A 581-nucleotide genomic window follows, 5' to 3' on the forward strand; every position below is an offset into this window, starting at 1 on the left:
CTTCAGCCACTAGCTCAGGACCCTGACATCAACTTGCCGACCCTGAAGCTGCGACTGCTGAACGCCTTAGGTATTGACACGGCTGGTTTACTGCTTACTCAGGATGAGAAGATGCAACGTATTGCTGAACAATCCGCTCAAGGAGCTGTGGTCAACGGTGCGTCTGCTGCTGGTGCTAACATGGGTGCTGCTGTAGGTCAGGGAGCTGGTGAGGACATGGCTCAAGCCTAAACTATCACTATAGGAACAACGTCTGGTCTACAATTTGTAGGTTTCTAGACCGTTGTTCCTACCATTCAATCAAAGGAGAATGACTCAATGTCTCAATCAGTTTTATGCCGAGTTCGGCGTTAGCTCTAATGCAATCACTGGTTCCGTTGAGGACCTGAACGAACACCAGAAGTCTATGCTTGAACAGGACGTAGCAGTTCGCGATGGCGATGACGCTAATTACCTTCAAGCAACTGGAAGCCGAAAACGACGAGGCTGCCGAAGAAGACGAGAACGTCGAAGAGACTGAAGGTGAAGAAGTACACGAGTCAGATGACGAAGAGTCTGAGACCGATGGTGAGCAACTGAGT

At 49.7% G+C, this 581-nt stretch carries 1 protein-coding gene; it reads left to right on the forward strand.

Features of this window, described 5'->3' with window-relative positions; all coding sequences use genetic code 11:
* On the forward strand, nucleotides 1-231 hold a 231-nt coding region (locus AC2W7C_RS18825; RefSeq protein WP_486002700.1), incomplete at its 5' end, for a hypothetical protein.
* Nucleotides 232-581: the final 350 nt, after the last annotated feature.

This window comes from Brevundimonas sp. CURTG3B2_SDJG (assembly GCF_057364705.1).